General features: G+C 67.0%; 12 protein-coding genes. 6 read left to right on the top strand and 6 right to left on the bottom strand.

The features are described 5' to 3' along the window. Window positions 1–104: 104 nt before the first annotated feature. The 3 genes from FQ775_RS12355 to FQ775_RS12345 form a co-directional block, all read right to left on the bottom strand. Window positions 105–2,132, bottom strand: a complete 2,028-nt coding sequence (locus FQ775_RS12355) for a pilus assembly protein (protein WP_146298105.1) — start codon at window positions 2,130–2,132, stop codon at window positions 105–107. Then, window positions 2,129–4,024, bottom strand: coding sequence for a TadE/TadG family type IV pilus assembly protein (locus tag FQ775_RS12350; RefSeq protein WP_146298104.1), 1,896 nt, complete (start codon window positions 4,022–4,024; stop codon window positions 2,129–2,131). Before FQ775_RS12350 ends, FQ775_RS12355 begins: the two co-directional genes overlap by 4 nt. Window positions 4,025–4,143: 119 nt before the next feature. Beyond that, window positions 4,144–5,322, bottom strand: coding sequence for an EAL domain-containing protein (locus tag FQ775_RS12345; RefSeq protein ID WP_167812944.1), 1,179 nt, complete (start codon window positions 5,320–5,322; stop codon window positions 4,144–4,146). A 184-nt stretch (window positions 5,323–5,506) separates the two neighbouring features. Between FQ775_RS12345 and FQ775_RS12340 the strand changes: the two genes are divergently transcribed. From FQ775_RS12340 to FQ775_RS12325, 4 genes are read left to right on the top strand one after another with little or no spacing between them, the layout of a single operon-like run. Further along, window positions 5,507–6,367 carry a TIGR01459 family HAD-type hydrolase gene (locus FQ775_RS12340; RefSeq protein WP_146298102.1) on the top strand — a complete coding sequence of 287 codons (861 nt, stop codon included), beginning with the start codon at window positions 5,507–5,509 and terminating at the stop codon, window positions 6,365–6,367. Between the two features lie 24 nt (window positions 6,368–6,391). Then, window positions 6,392–7,372 (top strand): bifunctional riboflavin kinase/FAD synthetase, encoded by a 981-nt coding sequence (locus tag FQ775_RS12335; protein WP_146298101.1) that lies wholly within the window; start codon window positions 6,392–6,394, stop codon window positions 7,370–7,372. 48 nt (window positions 7,373–7,420) lie between these two features. Further along, window positions 7,421–8,137, top strand: a complete 717-nt coding sequence (locus FQ775_RS12330) for an SDR family NAD(P)-dependent oxidoreductase (RefSeq protein ID WP_146298100.1) — start codon at window positions 7,421–7,423, stop codon at window positions 8,135–8,137. Next, window positions 8,134–8,871 carry an SDR family NAD(P)-dependent oxidoreductase gene (locus FQ775_RS12325; protein WP_167812942.1) on the top strand — a complete coding sequence of 246 codons (738 nt, stop codon included), beginning with the start codon at window positions 8,134–8,136 and terminating at the stop codon, window positions 8,869–8,871. Before FQ775_RS12330 ends, FQ775_RS12325 begins: the two co-directional genes overlap by 4 nt. Here FQ775_RS12325 and FQ775_RS12320 read toward each other — a convergent pair whose 3' ends face one another. Both FQ775_RS12320 and FQ775_RS12315 read right to left on the bottom strand, forming a co-directional pair. Continuing rightward, the gene (locus tag FQ775_RS12320; RefSeq protein WP_146297802.1) at window positions 8,872–9,306 is read right to left on the bottom strand and encodes an RES family NAD+ phosphorylase; all 435 of its coding nucleotides are present in this window, start codon (window positions 9,304–9,306) and stop codon (window positions 8,872–8,874) included. A 3-nt stretch (window positions 9,307–9,309) separates the two neighbouring features. Further along, complete coding sequence (locus tag FQ775_RS12315; RefSeq protein ID WP_246730105.1) at window positions 9,310–9,702, bottom strand: Xre family toxin-antitoxin system antitoxin; 393 nt, start codon at window positions 9,700–9,702, stop codon at window positions 9,310–9,312. Between the two features lie 280 nt (window positions 9,703–9,982). On the opposite strand from FQ775_RS12315, the gene ileS reads away from it, so the two are divergent. Together ileS and FQ775_RS12305 are read left to right on the top strand one after the other, a co-directional pair. Beyond that, the gene (gene ileS, locus FQ775_RS12310) at window positions 9,983–13,021 is read left to right on the top strand and encodes an isoleucine--tRNA ligase (protein WP_146297801.1); all 3,039 of its coding nucleotides are present in this window, start codon (window positions 9,983–9,985) and stop codon (window positions 13,019–13,021) included. A 358-nt stretch (window positions 13,022–13,379) separates the two neighbouring features. Continuing rightward, window positions 13,380–14,042, top strand: coding sequence for a hypothetical protein (locus tag FQ775_RS12305; RefSeq protein WP_146297800.1), 663 nt, complete (start codon window positions 13,380–13,382; stop codon window positions 14,040–14,042). 29 nt (window positions 14,043–14,071) lie between these two features. Here the strand turns inward: FQ775_RS12305 and FQ775_RS12300 are convergent, their stop codons facing one another. Then, window positions 14,072–14,533, bottom strand: coding sequence for a nucleoside deaminase (locus tag FQ775_RS12300; RefSeq protein ID WP_246730104.1), 462 nt, complete (start codon window positions 14,531–14,533; stop codon window positions 14,072–14,074). Window positions 14,534–14,579: the final 46 nt, after the last annotated feature.

Here is a 14,579-nt window from a genome sequence, read left to right as displayed (position 1 = left end):
CAGATGGCGAGTGCTAACGAGCGGTGAGATAGTCGCTCGTCCATATCGTGTCAAGAAGTCGGGGCAGGGGGCCGCGCCACCTGGTCAAGGGGGGCGCGCGGTTTCTAGCTGACGATGCGCAGATTGGAAAGCTCGTCGCCGATTTCCTTGAACTTTTCCGACAGATTGCTGCCGGTGGCATTCCAGAACAGCTTGGCCGGCTTCGATGGATCGATCGGATCCTTGCGGAAGCGAGACTCCGACGCGCAGGCCTTGAGGCCGTCGATCTGGGCCTTCTCGGTGCTGTTGCCCTCGCTCAGATCGAGCGCCACGGTCATGATCATCACGCCGGCGGTCTTGGCGTTGGCGCACAGCGTCTGCAACTGCTCGTTCAGCGCCGCGGTGTAGTTGGCGTTGGAATAGTCGAAATCGCCGATCGCGCTGCTGGTGCCCATGAACAGGCGCGTCTCGCTGCCGCCATCATAGGCGACGCCGGTGTAGCCATAGGCGGAATAGGTCGACTTGTTGCCGGCGGGATCGCTGTAACCGAGCGAACCCGGCGTGTAATAGGTGTTGGCGCCGTCGGTCAGAACGATGACGACCTTGTCGTTGCCCTTCTCGCCGTCGCCGCGGCCTTCGGTGTAGGGCGCGCCGCCGGAGACGGTGCGCCAGCCCCAGGCAAGACCCTCGGGCACGTTGGTGGCGCCGTTGGGCGACATGGCGTCGATGGCGCCCTTGATCGTGGCGATGCCGGCCTCGGTCGTCACGTCGGTCAGAGGCGTGATCGGCTTGGTGGTGCAGGAATAGTTGGGCCCGGAGCCCTGCGGCGAACTGGCGCCATAAGGCCGGACCTCGAAATATTTGCCCATGTTCTTCTGGCGGGTGGCGCCGGAACTGCTCTCGGTGCCGTCGTTCCACCAATTGTTGACGGCGGAGAAATTGTCGGGATCGGCATCGAGCGCGGTTTCCCAGCGGTCGCCGGGTTCGTCGGGCGCGAACATGGGCACGAACAGCGTCGCCGGATCGCCGGTATAGACCCCCGCGACCCCGGTCGGCACGGCCGGCGCGGCGTCGGTGACGTTATAGGGGTGAGGCCGCGCCTCTACGCAGCCCTGCCAACTGGCATATGTGGCGATGGTCTCGTCGTAATAGCCGGTCTCGCGCCATTCGCCATGGCGGCAGGAGCCGTTCTTGCGATAGCTGGTGCAGACCCATTCCTGGCCGGTGACCACCCATTCGCGGGTGTCGACCTTCTTCATGTCCTTGTAGAGCGAAAAGCGCGACAGCGGATCGCCTTCCTCGCCATCCCAGGCCGTGCCGGCCTTGACCCACATGGCGCCGGTCTTTTCGGCGCGCTTCTCGCCGGTGCTCATCGTCGACCAGTCGAAATTCTCGTGGTGGACCGGCGAAACGCCGTCGACGTCCATCCAGGCAGCACCCGCATTGTCCGGCCCGACATTGACCGAGGCCGCGAACGGGACCAGCGAGAACTGGACCGGCTTGTCGACCTGCTTGATCAGGGCTGCCTGCTGGGCCAGCGTATCGACGAGCTGCTTGGCCGCGGCCTTCAGGAGGTCGATGCGCTTTTCGCCGGAGCCGGAGCCCAGATAGCTCATGGAGCCAGAATTATCGAGCGCCAGCGCCACTTCGAGCGTGTTCTTCAGCCGCAGCTCGGTCCTGGCGCCGAAGCTGATGTTTTCGGTCTCGGCGCCCTTGGTCAGAAGGCTTTTGAAGATCGGGAAAAAATAGGGCTGGTAGTCGAGCTGCGCCGACAGCTTCAGCGTGCCGCCGCCGGCCTCGTTGGTCGGCAGGGTGACGGTGAGCACCGTGTCGGCGGGCTTCACCGGGCCGAGATTGGCCTCGAAGAAATCCTTCGCATAGGCCTTCAGTTCGGTCTCGGTTGCGCCTTCGACGATGCGGCGCGCGGTGGCAATGCCGGCGGCGTCGAGCGCGTTCAGCATGGCCTGTTTCTGGCGGTTCATGTCGGTGAAGTCGATCGCCACCGCGACGCCGCCCATGATCGGCAGCAGACCGATCGCGAAGGCGACCGAGTAGTTGCCGCCGGTCGCGCCCAGGAAGCGGCGCAGCAGGCCGCGCCCGTCACCCCGCCGCGCCGCGGCGCGCGGCGCGGGTGCCGCAGCGTGGGTTGTCATCCGACGATGCGCAGGTTGGAGAGCTCGTCGGCGATCTCCTCGAACTTCTCCGAGAGATTGCCGCCGGTGGCGTTCCAGTAGAGCCTCGCCGGCTTCGACGGGTCGGTCGGATCCTTGCGGAAACGCGATTCCGAGGCGCAGTCCTTGAGCGCGTCGATCGCCTTCTTTTCGTCGGACTTGCTTTCCGACAGGTCGAGCGAGACGGTCATGAGAATCAGGTCGTTGCTCTTTGCGTTGTCGCAAAGCTGCTTCATGTGATCGTTCATGCCCAGCGTGTAGTTGCTGTTGGTATAACCTGACTTCGACACGCCCGAGCCGGTGCCCATGAAGATGCGGGCGTAGGAGCCGCCAGGCTGGGTCTTGCCGGCGTAGCCGTAGGCCGAATAGGTCGACTTGTTGCCGGCGTCGTCGCTATAGCCGAGTGAACCCGGGGTGTAATAGGTGTTGGCGCCGTCGGTCAGAACGATGACGACCTTGTCGTTGCCGTTCTCGGCCTCCGAGCGGCCCTCGGTGAAGGGGGCTCCGCTGGAAACGACGCGCCAACCCCAGGCGAGGCCCTGCGGAACGTTGGTCGCGCCATTGGAGGCCATGTCGTCGATGGCGTCCTTGATCGTTTGCAACCCGGCGGCCTTGGTGACGTCGGTCAGCGGCGTGATCGGCTTGGTGGTGCAGGAATAGTTGGGTCCCTGGCCGGAACCAGCCGCGCTGATTCCGGATGCCGGGGCAAAATATTTCGGCATGTAGGACTGGCGGTAGCTCGAGCTGCCGGAGGTGTTGTCCGACCAGTAGCTGTTCGGCGCCCAGCCGCCCGAGGTCAGATCGCTCTCGTCGGGAGCGAAGGTGGGCACGTAAAGCGTCGCCGGTGTGGCGACCGTCGGTGCCGTATCGTTGGTGTTGTAGGGATAGGGACGCGCTTCCACGCAGCCCTGCCAACTGGCATAGGGGCCGTAGGTGTAGACCCAGCCGCCATTGTCGACCCAGTCGTACTTCTTGCAGCCGCCCCACCAATAATACTTGGTGCAGCCATATTCCCAGTTGCTCTCCCAGTTCTGGCCGGTGACGCGCTTGATCTCGTTGAGCAGCGAGAAGCGGGTCACGAGCGCGCCTTCCTCGGCACCCCAGCCGGAACCGCTCTTGTAATAGGCGCCGCCGCTGGCCAGCACCTTCTTGTCGCCGGTCATGCTCGACCAGTCGAAATTCTCGTGATGGATCGGGGAGCGGCCCTGCGTGTCCATCCAGCTCGCCGAAGCGTTGCCCGGGCCGACATTGACGGTGGCGGCGAACGGCACGAGGCCGAACTGCACCGGCTTGTCGACCTGTTTCATCTGCTCGGCCTCGTTGGCGAGCTTTTCGACGAGCTTCTTGGCCGCGTCCTTCAGGAGCACCATGCGCTTCTTGCCCGAGCCCGAGCCGAGATAGTCCATCGATCCGGAATTATCGAGCACGAGTGCCACCTCGAGCGTGTTCTTGAGCCTGACCTGCGTCTGCGCGGCGAACGTGATGTCGCCCATCTCCGAGCCGATCAGGCTGCCGAAGGTGGACAGGAAGTACGGCTGATAGGGGTGCTCGGCATCGATCGTCAAAAGTCCGCCGCCCTTGGTGCTGGTGGGCAGCGTGACGGTGAAGGTCGTCTTGCTGGTGTCGACGCCAGGCATGTTGGCGGCGAAGAAGTCCTTGGCGTAGGCCTTGGCCTCGTCGTCGGTCGCGCCTTCGACGATGCGGCGCGCGGTGGCGATGCCAGCGGCGTCGAGCGCGTTGAGCGTCTGGATGCGCTGGCGCGTGATCTCGGCATAGTCGACGGCAAGCGCCAGGCCGCCCATGATCGGTACGATGGCGATCGCGGTAGCGATCATGTAGTCGCCGCGCCTGTCGCGGAGAAACTTGCGGAACATCGTCGTGCACCCCTGCAGTCCAAACGGATCAGGGCACCATGCCAAAAACTCGCTAAGTTCCCGTTTTCGCCGCCGCTCGAATTCCGACGATTGCGTTCAGCGGCCGTTAACCGAACCGCTCACGCGACGCGCCCCATGCCGGGACGCAGCCGCTTGGGCGGCGAAAAGCGCTCGCCGACCATGATGTCGACCCCGATGTCGAGCAGGTTGACGGCGTCCTCGTCGGTGGCGACGCCGGTGGCGATGACAGCGATCCCGGCTTCGGCGGCGGCTGCGACGATGTCGAGGCCGGAGGGTGCCTTGCGCCTGGTCCTGGTGCGGTCGAGCAGCCGGTCGGTCGAAAGCTTGAGGAACCCGGCATGGCTGGCGCGCAGGCCGGCGATGTTGCCGACACCGCCGTCCCAATCCTCGGCGGCGAAGCTTATGCCGGTGTCGAGCAGCCGGTCGATGGCGTCGCGGTCCGCTCCGTTCGCGTTGAGCAGCAGCGCCGATGGCGCCGACAGCACCACGAGGCGGGCGAGCGGCGGATGCAGTTGCAGAAACCCGATCGTCTTTTCCAGCTCGGCCGCGTCGCGAAGCAGGTTTTCCGAGACCGGGCAATGAAGCGGCGATTTCTCGCCGCCCGTTCCAAGCATGCGCCGGCTCGCCTCGGCGGCGCTGGTAATGGTCAGCCGCTCCAGCGCGGCGCGGGCGAGTTCGGCGCCGTCGGCGAGGCGGCCGACATCGACCGCCAGTTCGTCGTCGATCTCCAGGTGCACGAAGGTCTCGAAGCCGACGGCTGCATTGGCGTCGACCGAAACGATCGGCTGCAGGCTGAGTTCGATGTCCCCGGCCTCGATCGCGCTGGCGAGCGCGGCCTCGACCTTGCGCGCGCTGGGTGCGCCGCGCTCCTTGCCGGGGGCGGACGGACGCGCACTCGCCAGCTTGATGACGTTGCGGTCGCCGTCATCGGCGTCGCCGCGTTCGTCACGCTCGGCCAGCCGGCGCGACAAGGTCTCGATTTCGCCGCGCATGGCGTCCTGCATCTCGCCGATGGTGCTGGCGCTGGAGACGCTGGTCGAGGCGACCTGGCGCAGAGCGTGATCGACGGAATAAAGCAGCGTGTCGAACTGTTGCGCGACGCGCCGGGCCCGGGCGAGGGCGATCCAGGCAATGATCAGGGCGAGGAGCGCCACGGCGAGTGCGCCGAAGACGGCAGCAGTGGGGAGGGCTGCGGCGTTTTCCGCCGCGGCCGCAGGCGTCGCGACGAGCAGCGCCGGCGGCGCGCCCCAAAAGGCTGCCCGGCGCGCGCGAACCATCCGCGAAAACCCCGATCCCATGACCTGCAAAGCCGTCCGTCCTCTCGATTTACCGGCGGCATTTTCCCACGCCGGGCGGCGCGCGTTAAGCGAAAGCTGGTGACACGGTGAACGGGTTCGGTTAATTGCCGACACCGTGAAACGCCCGCCCAGGGCGGCATTGTCGATTTCCCGGCGGAGCCTCATGACCATCACCGCGAACCCGATCGATACGCTCGAGGCGATTTCGGATCGTTATGCGGTCATCCTGTGCGATGTCTGGGGCGTGGTCCACAATGGGGTACGCGCCTTTCCCGATGCCTGCGCGGCGCTCGAGCGGGCGCGCGCGGCGGGCAAGGCGGTGGTGCTGATCACCAATGCGCCGCGCCCGCGCGCCGACGTGACGGAGCAACTCGGCATCCTCGGCGTGCCCGATACCGCCTATGACCGCGTGGTGACGTCGGGCGATGTCACGCGCGACCTGATCCGCTCGGGTCCGCGCCGCGTCATGCATATCGGCCCCGACCGCGACCTCTCGATCTTCGACGGCATCGACGTGGAGCTCGCCGAGGAACCGGAGGCTTCCGCCGTGGTCTGCACCGGGCTTGTCGACGACGAGACCGAGACCCCTGAAGACTATGCCGAGATGCTGCGCCGGCTGCGCGCCCGCGACCTGCCTTTCGTCTGCGCCAATCCCGACATCGTGGTCGAGCGCGGCGACCGGCTGGTCTGGTGCGCCGGGGCGCTGGCGCGCGACTTCACCCAGCTTGGCGGCCGTACGCTGATTGCCGGCAAGCCGCACCGGCCGATCTACGAGCAGGCGCTGAAGGAGGCTGGCGAGGTGCTCGGACGCCCGGTCGGCAAGGACGACGCGCTGGCCATCGGCGACGGCGCGCTTACCGATCTGAAGGGCGCGGTGCAGAACGGCATCGATGCACTCTACGTTTCCGGCGGCATCCACGCGCGCGACTATGGCGACCCGGCCAATCCGGATCCCGAACGCCTTGCCAGTTTTCTTGCCGGCCATGGCCACGAGCCGGTGGCCGTGATGCCGTTCCTTCGCTAGCCGGCCGCCGGTGACAGCAGGCCGATGAAAAGCTTCGCCCGTATCAAGGATGTCGCAGAGCTGCCGGCGGAATTGCGCGGCGGCGTGGTCGCGATCGGCAATTTCGACGGCGTGCATCGCGGCCACCAGTCGGTGCTGGAGCGCGCGCTGGGCGAGGCGAGGAAGCTCGGCGTACCGGCGCTGGCGCTGACCTTCGAGCCGCATCCGCGCACCTTCTTTCGACCCGATACGCCCGTGTTCCGCCTGACACCGGCGCCCATGAAGGCGGAACTTCTAAGGGCGATCGGCTTTGACGGCGTCGTCGAGCAGACTTTCGACCGTGCCTTCGCCGACCAGAGCGCAGAAGAATTTGTCGGGTATATCCTGATGGACGGCCTCGGCATCGCACACGCGGTTACCGGGTTCGACTTCCATTTCGGCCGCGACCGGCAGGGCGGGCCGGCCTATCTCATTGAAGCCGGCGAGCGCCACGGCTTCGGCGTGACGCTGGTCGACGCCTTCCGCGACGAGGGCAGCGAGGTGGTGTCGTCGAGCCGCATCCGGGCGCTGCTCGCAACCGGTGACGTCGCGCAGGCGGCCGGTCTGCTCGGCTACCGCCACACCGTGGCTGGCGAGGTGGTACGCGGCAAGCAGCTTGGCCGCACGCTCGGTTTTCCGACCGCCAACATGGTGCTGCCGCCGGAAGCCGACCTCAAGCACGGCATCTACGCGGTGCGTTTCCGCCGCGCCGACGGCTCGCTGCACGATGGCGTGGCAAGCTTCGGCCGGCGGCCGACGGTCGACGAAGCCGGCGCACCGCTGCTCGAAACATTCGTCTTCGATTTTTCCGGCGACCTCTACGGCGAGACCTGCCGGGTGTCGCTGTTCGGCTTCCTGCGCGGCGAGGAGAAGTTCGACAGCCTCGAAGCGCTGACCGAGCAGATGCGCCGCGACGAGGCCGAGGCGCGTGCCCTGCTTTCCGGCGTCACGCCGCTATCGGAACTCGACATCACAATCGCGTTTTGAGCGTTGTTGCGGCTCGACCGGGACGACCGGGCGGGGCATTGAGCGGCGATGAAAAAACGTATTCTGGTCACCGGCGGCACGTCCGGCATCGGGCTGGCGCTTGCGCGGCGTCTGACGCCGACGGCCGACCTGCTTCTGACGGGGCGCCGCGCCGCCGCCGACATCCGCGACCTGCTGCCGGAAGGCGCCGCCTATGCCGCCGCCGACCAGGCGCACCCGGAAGCGGCGACGGCGACGATCGCGGCGGCACTTGCCGAGCTTGGCTGGGACGGGCTCGACCTTGCCGTGCTCAACGCCGGCCTGGGTCGGGTCGGCGACCCGGCGGCGGAAGCGCCGGAAGCGCTGAGGGAGACGCTCGACGCCAACCTGCTTGGGCCGATTCTTCTTTCCCGACTGCTGCTGCCGCGGCTGGAGGCGTCGCGCGGCAAGCTGGTGCTGATCGGCTCGACCGCGCATCGCGGTGCGCCGGGGTTTGCCAGCTACGCCGCCTCCAAGGCCGGCCTTAACGGCTTCGCCCGCGCGCTGGCGGAAGAGTGGCGCGGGCGGGTCGAGGTGCGCGTGATCCATCCCGGCCCGACGGCGACCGGCATGCATCAGCGCGCCGGCCATGATCCCGGGCGGGCAGGGCGGTTCTTCGCCTCCCCGGAAACCATGGCGGCGCTGGTGGAAGAGGCGATCGCGGCGCGCCGCGCCGCGACCACGATTTCCTTTGTGCGCTTCCTGCTCCGTCGCAAGCCTGCCCCAGGCGCGAGGGTTGGGCGGTGAAGCGGGCGCTGGTCACCGGCGGCGCGGGCGGCCTGGGTGCGGCCCTTGTCGCGGACCTTGCCGCGCGCGGCTACGCGGTGGTGTCGGTCGACCGCGCCGAGAGCGGCACCGGGGAATGTGTGAGCCGGATCGTCTGCGACCTTGCCGAACGTTCCGAGGTCGATCGGGCGCTGCCGATGATCGCCGATGCCGGACCGTTCGACGTCGTCGTCCTCAATGCCGGCGTCAGCGCCACCGGCCGCTTCGAAAGCGTGCCGGCCGAGGCCTATCGGCGGCTGATGACGGTCAATGCCGAGACGCCGATGCTGATGGCGGCCCGACTCGTTAACGCCGGCGCGGTGCGGCATCTCTGCTTCGTGTCGTCGCTCTCACATTTCACCGGCTATCCGGGAGCCGCGGTCTATGCGGCCTCCAAGGACGCGCTTGCGATCTATGCCACGAGCGTGAGGAAACCGTTCGCACGGCGCCGCGTCTCGGTGACGCTTGCCTGTCCCGGCCCGCTGCGGACGGACCACGCCGCCCGCCACGCGCCGGCGGGCGCCGACGAAAGCCGGCGGCTGGCGCCCGAGGCCGCGGCGCGGCAGATCCTTGACGCGACCCTTGCCGGGCGGCGGCTGGTCGTGCCGGGCGAAAACGCGCGGCTCTTCGCGCTTGCCGGGCGGCTGGCCCCGGCGGCGGTGACGCGCCAGATGCGGCGGCTCATCTTCGAGCGGCTGGAGAAGGAGGTCTGGTAGCTATCCGAACAGCCTGCTGTCGAAGGGATAACGCCAAGTGCCGACGATCGAGATCAGGCGCGCGGAAGGATGCAGGGGGTTGATCAGCAGGTTGGCCGCTTTCGGCATGATGGCGGATGGCACGCGCAAAACGGCGCTCTTGCGCGCCTCAAGGAATTGCGAACCCACGCGCTGCGAGACGGCAAGGTCGCGCTCCCAGCCGGCGGGCAACTCGACGTCGATGACGTGGATGTCGTCGGGGACGTCGATGTCGATCAGCTGATAGCCGTCCGGCACCGTCTCCCGGCTCGCGTGGACAAGAATTTCAAGCAGCGATGTTGAAGGGTGGTCGGCGCAATAGATGATGGGCCGTCCCTTGACGTGCCAGCGTCCGGACACGGCTCGGCCGCCTTGTCCGGAGAGGTCGGCGTAGTTGGAAATGCGCCAGGCGCGCATCGCTCAGGCGAGCATGCCGTGGTCGATGCGCGCGAGTTCGTCTTCCACCAGACGCGCGCCGGTTTCGGACTGCATCAGGTCGATCGGCCTTGCCCCATCCAGTGCTACGCTCTCGTGGCGCAGCCAGCGCCGGAATTTCTCCGCGCTGGCGAACACACGTGTGCCATGCTCGGAGATGCGTTCGAGCCTGATCACGCGATCGGACTCGACCGGCGAAAGCACCTCGCCCTTCGCCTTGCGGCGCGCCAGCGTGCGGCGCGGGGCGATGATGCGATAGAGCTCGTCGTCGGAGAAGCCGAGCTTGCGCAGACCGTCGAGCCGCTCGACCGGAACGGTGAAGCTTCCTGGGGAAGCGGTGACGGGGAAGGCGGTGTTCATGAGTTCCCTGCCGATCATGCCATTCGCCCATGAATATAGGCGCAAATGGCCAGAAAGCCAAATTCCGGTGCGCCGGACTTGCCCCTTTATTCTTGCTGCCGGCTCCTTTAAATAGCGCGCCCATGAGCACGAGCCAGCGTCCGCGTCGGACCGCGATACGAATTACCGGCCCGGGCTTCCGGGCGGCCTGAGGCCGCCGGAAGCGCCGGGTGTTGCCGCGCGCCCCGCCGCGCAATCCGTTCGATCCCATCAGCCCGGCCCGCAGCGCATCGCGCGCGGCCACCGACACGGCGAGACCATGACCGACACGTCCGACAAGCTCGACTATTCCAAGACCCTCTATCTGCCCAGGACCGACTTCCCGATGCGCGCCGGCCTGCCGGCCAAGGAGCCGCAGCTGGTGGCGCGCTGGGAGGAACTCGACCTCTACCGGCGGTTGCGCGAGGACGCGGCCGGGCGGCCGAAATTCGTGCTCCATGACGGCCCGCCCTACGCCAACGGCAACATCCATATCGGGCATGCGCTCAACAAGATCCTGAAGGACGTCATCACGCGTTCGTTCCAGATGCGCGGCTACGATTCCAACTACGTGCCCGGCTGGGACTGCCACGGCCTGCCGATCGAGTGGAAGATCGAGGAGCAGTACCGCGCCAAGGGCCTCGACAAGGACCAGGTGCCGGTCAATGAATTCCGCAAGGAATGCCGCGACTTCGCCAGCCACTGGATCGAGGTGCAGACCGGCGAGTTCAAGCGGCTGGGCGTGGTCGGCGACTTCGACGATCCGTATCTGACCATGAGCTACCACGCCGAGGCGCGGATCGCCGGCGAGCTGCTGAAATTCGCGATGTCGGACCAGCTCTATCGCGGCTCCAAACCGGTGATGTGGTCGGTGGTCGAACGCACCGCGCTGGCCGAGGCCGAAGTCGAATATCACGACTACGAGTCGGACACGGTGTGGGTGAAGTTTCCGGTCGCATCCCTAACCGGGGATACGTCGGACCTTGCAGCTCTCGATTTCGAAGCAGCCCAGAAAGCGGTACTGGCAAAAGTTCTGGAAGCGACTGCCGCCACCGAGGCCCATGATCTTTTCGGTGCCTCCGTCGTCATCTGGACGACGACGCCGTGGACGATCCCGGGCAACCGCGCCGTGTCGTTTTCCCCGCGCATCGACTACGGGCTTTACGAGGTGACGGCCGCGGAGAACGATTTCGGCCCGCAGCCCGGCGAAAGGCTGATCTTTGCCGATGCGCTGGCGGAAGAGTCGTTCGCAAAGGCGAAGCTTGCGTACAAGCGGCTGCGCGCGGTTTCGGCCGACGCACTCGCGGCGATGACGTGCGCTCACCCGCTGAACGGCCTCGGCGGCGGCTACGATTTTCCGGTGCCGCTGCTGGCCGGCGCCCATGTCACCGACGATGCCGGCACCGGCTTCGTGCACACCGCGCCCGGCCACGGCCGCGAGGATTTCGACGCCTGGATGGACGCGGTCAAGGAACTGCGTGAACGCGGCGTCGATACCGCGATCCCTTTCACCGTCGATGATGCCGGCTTCTTCACCAGGGACGCGCCGGGTTTCGGGCCGGACCGCGAGGGCGGACCGGCACGCGTCATCGACGACAACGGCAAGAAGGGCGACGCCAACAAGGCGGTCATCGAGGCGCTGATTGCCCGCGACATGCTGTTCGCGCGCGGGCGGCTGAAGCACCAGTACCCGCATTCATGGCGCTCCAAGAAGCCGGTGATCTTCCGCAACACGCCGCAATGGTTCGTCCATATGGACAAGGAACTGGACGAGTTCGGGCTGGGGCAGAGCGACCAGTCGCCAAAGCCCGACACGCTGCGCACGCGCGCGCTGGCCGCGATCGACGCGACACGCTTCGTGCCCGCCGCCGGGCAGACACGGCTGCGCTCGATGATCGAGGAGCGGCCCGACTGGGTGCTCTCGCGTCAGCGCGCCTGGGGCGTGCCGATCTGCGTCTTCGCCGACGAGAACGGCGACGTGCTGAAGGACGAGGCGGTCAATGCCAGAATCCTCGAAGCCTTCGAGGCAGAGGGCGCCGACGCCTGGTTCGCCGACGGTGCGCGCGAACGCTTCCTCGGGAGCCGCGCCAACGAGCCGTGGCAGATGGTGACCGACATCCTCGACGTCTGGTTCGATTCGGGCTCCACCCACGCCTTCACGCTGGAGGACCGGCCCGACATGAAATGGCCGGCCGATGTCTATCTGGAAGGATCGGACCAGCATCGCGGCTGGTTCCATTCCTCGCTGCTCGAAAGCTGCGGCACGCGCGGCCGCGCGCCCTACGACACCGTCATCACGCATGGCTTCACCATGGCCGAGGACGGTCGCAAGATGTCGAAGTCGCTCGGCAACCAGGTGCTGCCGCAGGACGTGATGGCGAAGTCCGGCGCCGACATCCTCAGGCTGTGGGTGATGACCACCGACTACTGGGAGGACCAGCGGCTCGGCCAGAACGTCATCCAGACCAATGTCGACACCTACCGCAAGATGCGCAACACGATGCGCTGGATGCTGGGCACGCTCGCCCATGACGAGGGCGAGGAGGTGGCGGCGGCCGACATGCCGGAACTGGAGCGGCTGATGCTGCACCGGCTGGCCGAACTCGACCAGATCGTGCGCAAGGGCTACGACAATTTCGACTTCAAGCGCATCGCCCGCTCGCTCAGCGATTTCATGGTGATCGACCTGTCGGCGTTCTATTTCGACGTGCGCAAGGACGCGCTCTACTGCGACGCGCCGTCGAGCCTGCGCCGCCGGGCGGCGCTGGTCGTGGTGCGCAGGCTGTTCGACGCGCTGGTGAAATGGCTGGCGCCGATGCTGCCCTTCACCACGGAGGAGGCCTGGCTCGACCGCCATGGCGACGCGGTCTCGGTGCATCTGGAGCAGTTTCCGGACATCCCGGCCGAATGGCGCGACGAGGCTCTGGCGGCGAAATGGCGCAAGGTGCGCCAGGTCCGCCGCGTCGTCACCGGCGCTCTGGAGCTCGAACGCGCCAACAAGACCATCGGCTCGTCGCTGGAGGCGGCGCCGAAGGTGTTCGTCGCCGATGCCGAGCTGATGGCGGCGCTTGGCGGTGTCGACATGGCCGAGATCTGCATCACCAGCGGCATCGAACTGGTCGGCGGCGAAGCACCGGGCGACGCGTTCCGCCTCGACGAGGTGACGGGCGTCGGCGTGGTGTTCGCACGCGCCGGCGGAGTCAAATGCGCCCGCTCGTGGCGTTACACCGACGATGTCGGCAGCGACCAGGCCTTTCCGGAGGTCTCGGCGCGCGACGCGGCGGCACTGCGCGAGTTACAGGCCATGGGCCGATTGTGATCGAAACCGCGCACGTCCGGGGCAATCGGGGCGAACCCGCTTGCCCCGCTCTTTTTCCGGCCTCAGGCGCCGGCGGGCGCATCCGCGCCCCTGGCTTGCGGCGCATGAGCGCCGGCGGCCGGTCGGCCTCGCCATTTTCGCCCCGGCGCAAGTGCCAGGGCGGGACCGGACTGGGACAATGTTCCATCACCCTATCGCCATGGCGCGCCGGCGCGTTGCCCTTGTCAGGGCGTTCCTGTACAAGGGCGTCCGGCGTGCCTCGTCAATATGTTGCCGGATTTACGGTTCATCAGGCGCTCGACGGGCACAATATCTTCGGTGATACCGAGAGGCGGTTGGAGTGAAGGATTTGCGCATCATGCGTGCACGCGGTTTTGCACACCCTGCGGCGATCGCCGTGGCGGCAGCCGCGATCGCGCTTTCGGGCTGCGTCGGCTCGCCGACCTACGGCACCGACAAGCCGGCCGACCAGCAGCTTCTGGAAGACCTGACCGGAGTGCTGTCGCTGGCGCCCAAGGACAAGAAGAACATCGAATACAAGCCGCGGCCCGAACTGGTTAAGCCGGCCTCGACCGCGGCGCTCCCTGCGCCCCAGGACGGGATCGTGACCGCGTCGAACCCGGCCTGGCCTGAATCGCCCGAGCAGCGGCGTGCCCGCATCCGCTCGGAAGCGACCATCAACTCCGAAGCCTACAATTTCGACCCCGAGGTCACCGACGACGTTGCGGCCGTCACACCGACGCAGCGCCGGCACACGCGTGGCGACCCGGTCGACGTGAACGGCAATCCGCTGGTCGACATCAATCGCGGCGGCCGCGATGAGTTCAATCGCCGCCTTGCGGAGCGCAACCAGGGCAACCCGACCAACCGCAAATATCTCTCCGAGCCGCCGCTCGACTACCGCGTTCCGGCGGCTTCCGCGCCGACCGACGATATCGGCGAGGACGAGTGGAAGAAGAAGAAGCGGCGCGAGAATAACGCCAAGGAAGGCTGGGGCTGGGAAGACATCCTGCCCTGGTAGGCTCGCCGTTGCTTCCGCCGTGACCGCCGCTAGGAAGTGTCGCGGCGCTGGACGAAAAAGTCCTTCAACAGGTCGGCCGCCTCGCGTTCGGCAAATCCCGAATAGACCTCCGGCGCATGATGGCATGTGGGCGCAGTGAAGAAGCGCCCGCCATTGACGACCGCTCCGCCCTTGACGTCCTCGGCGGCGAAATAGAGCCGGCGGATGCGCGCAAACGAGATAGCGGCCGCGCACATGGCGCAGGGCTCCAGCGTCACATAGAGATCGGCATTCTCGATGCGTTGCGAGCCGGCCGCCCGGCAGGCCTCGCGGATCGCCAGCAATTCGGCATGCGCGGTCGGATCGCTGAGTTCGCGGGTGCGGTTGCCGGCGCGCGCGACGATCGCACCGTCGACGACGACGACCGCGCCGACCGGTACTTCCTCGCGGGCCGCGGCGGCGCGCGCCTCGGCAAGCGCTTCCCCCATGAAATCGGGCTGTCGGGCCGGCATTCGCTCTGACAATTCCTCTCGCAAGCGGTGCGCGATGCTGATAGTT

It is taken from the genome of Nitratireductor mangrovi (assembly GCF_007922615.2).
GTDB lineage: Bacteria > Pseudomonadota > Alphaproteobacteria > Rhizobiales > Rhizobiaceae > Mangrovimarina > Mangrovimarina mangrovi.
This window is presented reverse-complemented; position numbering and strand designations above follow the sequence as displayed.

Bases quoted from the DNA above. Each gene is read 5' to 3' on its own strand.
- FQ775_RS12340 (WP_146298102.1), top strand. From the start codon at position 5,507: ATGACCATCACCGCGAACCCGATCGATACGCTCGAGGCGATTTCGGAT.
- FQ775_RS12320 (WP_146297802.1), bottom strand. From the start codon at position 9,306: ATGCGCGCCTGGCGCATTTCCAACTACGCCGACCTCTCCGGACAAGGC.
- FQ775_RS12330 (WP_146298100.1), top strand. From the start codon at position 7,421: ATGAAAAAACGTATTCTGGTCACCGGCGGCACGTCCGGCATCGGGCTG.
- FQ775_RS12315 (WP_246730105.1), bottom strand. From the start codon at position 9,702: ATGATCGGCAGGGAACTCATGAACACCGCCTTCCCCGTCACCGCTTCC.
- FQ775_RS12355 (WP_146298105.1), bottom strand. From the start codon at position 2,132: ATGACAACCCACGCTGCGGCACCCGCGCCGCGCGCCGCGGCGCGGCGG.
- FQ775_RS12335 (WP_146298101.1), top strand. From the start codon at position 6,392: ATGAAAAGCTTCGCCCGTATCAAGGATGTCGCAGAGCTGCCGGCGGAA.
- FQ775_RS12305 (WP_146297800.1), top strand. From the start codon at position 13,380: ATGCGTGCACGCGGTTTTGCACACCCTGCGGCGATCGCCGTGGCGGCA.
- ileS (WP_146297801.1), top strand. From the start codon at position 9,983: ATGACCGACACGTCCGACAAGCTCGACTATTCCAAGACCCTCTATCTG.
- FQ775_RS12300 (WP_246730104.1), bottom strand. From the start codon at position 14,533: ATGCCGGCCCGACAGCCCGATTTCATGGGGGAAGCGCTTGCCGAGGCG.
- FQ775_RS12350 (WP_146298104.1), bottom strand. From the start codon at position 4,024: ATGTTCCGCAAGTTTCTCCGCGACAGGCGCGGCGACTACATGATCGCT.
- FQ775_RS12345 (WP_167812944.1), bottom strand. From the start codon at position 5,322: ATGGTTCGCGCGCGCCGGGCAGCCTTTTGGGGCGCGCCGCCGGCGCTG.